Origin of the sequence: Streptomyces sp. E11-3, assembly GCF_046540415.1 — a bacterium.
Taxonomy (GTDB): domain Bacteria; phylum Actinomycetota; class Actinomycetes; order Streptomycetales; family Streptomycetaceae; genus Streptomyces.
Genome location: NZ_JAZGRL010000023.1, coordinates 1 through 3,702 on the forward strand (window position 1 = coordinate 1; position 3,702 = coordinate 3,702).

The following is a 3,702-nucleotide window of genomic DNA, read 5'->3' on the forward strand; positions in this document are numbered from 1 at the left end:
CCACCTGCGGCAAACCCCTAACACGAGCCAGAACCTAACGAAGCACTACTAGGCCGTCTCCTTCGGATCAGGCCGAGTCAGGCGCTATCGGCAAGATGCCCAGCGATCGACTTGAAGGATCCATGTGCACCGTGCCTCAGAACCTGTGTCCGAAATTGCTGCGTACCCGCTTCTTATCTGCGCGTACTTGGGCTGGTGAGGCGGCGGCGGTGGGGTCGCTGGCGGATACGCGCGATCGCTTGACGGCGGCTGGAATTCCCCATCGGCGGCCAGCTAGTGGGGAGTTGGCTGGCCGCCGATGGCTACTGAGTGTGAAGCGCCGGAGCAGGCCCGTCCTTGAGGTGTGGGCCGTCCAGCCCGATCGCTAAGGCTCGTCGGTGGTTCTGGCAGAACCAGTCGGCCGACTCATGTAGATCAGGGCTCCGGATGGCCAGGCCTCTGGCCGGCAGCACCATGCTCAGGGGCGGAAGGTGCGGCGGTAGGTGTCGGGTGGGACCCCGACGGTGCGGTGGAAGTGGCGGCGCAGAGTGGTGGCGGTGCCCATGCCGGTGGCCGTGGCGATGGTGTCGACGGTGGCGTTGGTGGTTTCCAGGAGTTCCTGGGCTTGGCGGATGCGCTGGGTGTGGAGCCACTGCAGTGGCGTTGTGCCGGTGAGGTGTTTGAAGTGGCGGGCGAGGTGGCGTGAGCTCATGCGGGCCTGGCGGGCCAGGTCTTCCACGGTGAGTGGTTGGTCCAGTCGCTCCAGCGCCCAGGGGAAGAGTTCGCCCAGGGGGTGGCTGCCGGGCTCGAGCAGGGGGGTGGCGATGAACTGGGCCTGGCCGCCGTCGCGGTGCGGCGGGATGACCAGACGGCGGGCGATCTTGTTGGCGTTGGCCGAGCCGTGGTCGAGGCGGACCAGGTGCAGGCACAGGTCCATGGCGGCGGCCTTGCCCGCGGAGGTGAGGACGTCGCCGTTGTCGACGTAGAGGACGTCCGGATCGACGGTGGCCGCCGGGTGGCGGCGGGCCAGTTCCCGGGTATGGGCCCAGTGGGTGGTGGCGCGTCTGCCGTCGAGCAGTCCGGCCGCGCCCAGGATGAAGGCGCCCGTGCACAGCGAGGCCACGCGGGCGCCGGCCTCGTGGGCGGTACGCACCGCCTGGACCAGGTCGGTGGGCGGTTCGCGGTCGGTGTCGGCCCAGCCGGGGACGATCACCGTGTCGGCGTGCGCGAGCTGGTCGAGTCCGTGGTCGGGCGCCAGGCGGAAGCGGTCGACGTGTACCGGACCGCTCCCGCAGATGGAGAAGTCGTACCAGGGGTTCACGATGTGGGTCAGATCGGCGCCGAAGACCTCGATGGCCACGGACAGTTCGTAGTGGAGCATGCCGTCGGTGACGGCCAGTGCGACAGCAGGCATGTCCGAAACTGTACGCGTCATGTCGTTTCCGACGGTCGTGCGGGACGCTGCCGCGAGGACAGGATGTGGATGTCAGGCCGCGGCGGACCGACATCGCAGCGGGCGTTCGCATACACGGGAGCAGTCTCATGGGGTCAGGTCAGCTGGTGGCAGTGTTCGGCGCGTACGGTCACACCGGGAGGTTCGTGGTCGCGGAGCTGGCCGCACGCGGATACGTGCCGGTGCCCTCCGGGCGCAACGTACAGGCGCTACAGGAGCTGGCCGACGAGCACGGCCTTGAGGCCCGGGTGGCGTCGGTCGAGGATGCGGCGTCGCTGGACCGGGCCCTGGCGGGCGCGGTGGCGGTCATCAACTGCGCGGGCCCCTTCGCGAGCACCACCGGTCCCGTGATCGAGGCCGCGCTCCGTGCGAAGATCCCATACCTGGACGTGGCCGCCGAGCTTGAGGCCAACCTCGACACCTTCGCCCACTACCGGGACCGGGCCCAGGAAGTGGGCGCGGTGGTCGTCCCGGCCATGGCCTTCTTCGGCGGCCTCGGCGACCTGCTGGCCACCGCGGCGATGGGCGACTGGACCACAGCCGACGAGGCCCACATCGCCTACGCGCTCAGCAACTGGCACCCCACCGCCGGCACCCGCCTGTCCGGTGCCGTCTCCCGCGAGCGCCGCGGCGACGTCCGCCTGCGCTACAACGGAGGGCAGTGGGAGCGCCGCACCGACAAGGCGCCCACCCTTCAGTGGACCTTCCCGGAACCGATGGGACCCCGGGAGGTGATCGGGGAGTTCACGATGGCGGACGTCGTCACCGTCCCCCAGCACCTGTCCATCCCCGACGTGACCACCTACATGACCGCCGAGGCGGTCCGCGACGTCGCCGCCCACCACACACCGGCCCCAACAGCCACCGACAAGAACGGGCGCTCGGACCAGACCTTCCTCGTCGACGCCGTCATACGCTCCGGCGGTACCGAACGCCGGGCCACGGCCAGCGGCCAGGACATCTACGCCGTCACCGCCCCCCTCGTCGCCGAGGCCCTCGAACGCGTCCTGACCGGCCGCACCAAGACCACCGGCGTCGCCTCCGCCGGCGAGATCTTCGACGCACCGGACTTTCTGCACGCACTCGCCCCGCACATCGCACTCGACCTCCACCCGCACAACACCTGAACGCGCCGCTCCACGACGCAAGTCCGTTCCCGGGTCCCCAGAAGCGGACTCCCCACGTCTTCTGAGCGCACGCACAAATGCACTCCCGGAGATTCGCCGAGTCGCCGCTTCGATCACCGAGAGTCACATTCCAACTGGCCATACGCGGGGAATCTTTGGTGGCCGCCCACACTCGTTCTCCGATGGGCCCACACCCGGGTGGGCCGCCCGAAGGCGGTCACGTGCTGTGACCTGCGGGGCCGGGGGCTGCACGGCCGTGGTGCGGGAGACGTCCCTTCTCGTGATCGGCAACGGCGAGGCGTGCGCGGTGGGGCGCACCGGCCTGACCCTGGGCGAGTCGGCATCCTGGACGGTCGACGATGGCTACCGGCCCGTCGTCGCAGGCATGTCTGCGTTGGGCTGGGGGCGGGACGGCGGACCGACTTCGGCGAGAAGGCGCTTGGCGTTGCCCAGGCGTCCGCCGACCCCTGCGGCGCCCGTGATGGCCAGGGCCAAGCGGCAGCCAGCGTCGCCACAGCGCATCGGGCGCACCCGAGATGATCGCTGGGGCAGCCTGCCTTGTCCGGGTTGAGGTTTCCGGTGAGGTGGTCGTGGGCGACGTGGGCATGGAGGCGTACGCCGGTGGCGGGGATGCGGCCGTCGGCGTAGAAGCGGGGGTTGTGGTTGGTGACGCCACGCCCCTCGCGCACGGGTTGGCCTCGCCGAAGGCCGCACGCTCTCGTTGCTGCGGATGCGCCCCCGACGCGGCGCGTTGTTCGCCTGGCCGCAGGGAAGGCACTCGGTGACGAAGATCGGGACGTAGGTCCTGGGCGTGGAGGCGGCGAGTGTCCTGGCGGGAGCGGTGAGCGCGGCCCCTGGCGGAGTCGAGTGGTCCGCGACGGCCCTGGCCTGCGATCCAGGGAGGCTGTGCGGACCGGTCGGCAGCCGAGTCGGTGGCGATCGGGCTGGGTGAGGCGGTAGCCACGCTGCCCGACCCCTTACGGACAGTGGCCGAGCATCACCTGGGTCGGGCGGCGGGTCTGGGTGATCAGGCAGGGTATGCGGGGCGCGGCAAGTGCCTACGGGCGGCGCTGACGTTGGCGAGGGCGCTAGCTGTATTGACCCGCAGGGTTGTTGACGCGGCTGATGGGTGGGTGTCCGTTG

General features: G+C 70.2%; 2 protein-coding genes. One reads left to right on the forward strand and one right to left on the reverse strand.

The window, feature by feature from the left end:
* Positions 1 to 457 precede the first annotated feature (457 nt).
* Positions 458 to 1,393: a helix-turn-helix domain-containing protein gene (locus U9R90_RS34300; RefSeq protein WP_411061247.1), complete on the reverse strand. Its 936-nt coding sequence runs from the start codon at positions 1,391 to 1,393 to the stop codon at positions 458 to 460.
* 128 nt (positions 1,394 to 1,521) lie between these two features.
* Between U9R90_RS34300 and U9R90_RS34305 the strand changes: the two genes are divergently transcribed.
* Positions 1,522 to 2,559, forward strand: coding sequence for a saccharopine dehydrogenase family protein (locus U9R90_RS34305; RefSeq protein WP_411061248.1), 1,038 nt, complete (start codon positions 1,522 to 1,524; stop codon positions 2,557 to 2,559).
* The last annotated feature ends 1,143 nt before the right edge of the window (positions 2,560 to 3,702 follow it).

Bases quoted from the DNA above. Each gene is read 5' to 3' on its own strand.
- U9R90_RS34305 (WP_411061248.1), top strand. From the start codon at position 1,522: ATGGGGTCAGGTCAGCTGGTGGCAGTGTTCGGCGCGTACGGTCACACC.
- U9R90_RS34300 (WP_411061247.1), bottom strand. From the start codon at position 1,393: ATGCCTGCTGTCGCACTGGCCGTCACCGACGGCATGCTCCACTACGAA.